Origin of the sequence: Novosphingobium sp. B-7, assembly GCF_000410615.1 — a bacterium.
Lineage (GTDB): Bacteria > Pseudomonadota > Alphaproteobacteria > Sphingomonadales > Sphingomonadaceae > Novosphingobium > Novosphingobium capsulatum.
Window position 1 is genome coordinate 453 of record NZ_KE148371.1, and the last position, 474, is coordinate 926.

Annotated in this window: 1 protein-coding gene; it reads left to right on the forward strand. The window is 68.1% G+C overall.

Annotated elements, in window-relative coordinates:
• Positions 1 to 411: Rieske (2Fe-2S) protein (locus tag H926_RS0115015; RefSeq protein WP_237741062.1), on the forward strand; the 411-nt coding region annotated here is incomplete at its 5' end.
• Positions 412 to 474: the final 63 nt, after the last annotated feature.

Here is a 474-nt window from a genome sequence, read left to right on the forward strand (position 1 = left end):
CCGGCAAGACGCTGGTGGAAATCTGACCAACCGACCACCGACAAGGAGCAACGCGCCGTGGAAGAGCAAGTCTGGCACCCGATCGGCAGCGCAGACCATATTGCCGAGGGCAAAGCCAGCGTGCACGCAGTCGGCGGCTGGCAGGTGCTGCTGACGCGCCATGAAGACGCGATCGTGGCCGTCAACGACCGCTGCACCCACGCCGCCGCGCGCCTTTCCACCGGCCGCATCCGCCGCGGCGCGCTGATGTGCCCGCTTCACGGCGCGCGGTTCGACCTGGCTGACGGCCACTGCATCGGCGGCGCCTATCCGGCGCTGCGCCGCTTCCCCGTGCGCGAAAGCGATGGCGTGGTAGAAGTCGCCGTGCCTGCCACGCCGCCCGGCATGGATGAAATGCCCGTCGATCATTGAGGGCTTCGGCTGGTCGCTGAAACCCTCAACCCTCGCGATCAGCCCTTGAACACCCCATGCCGC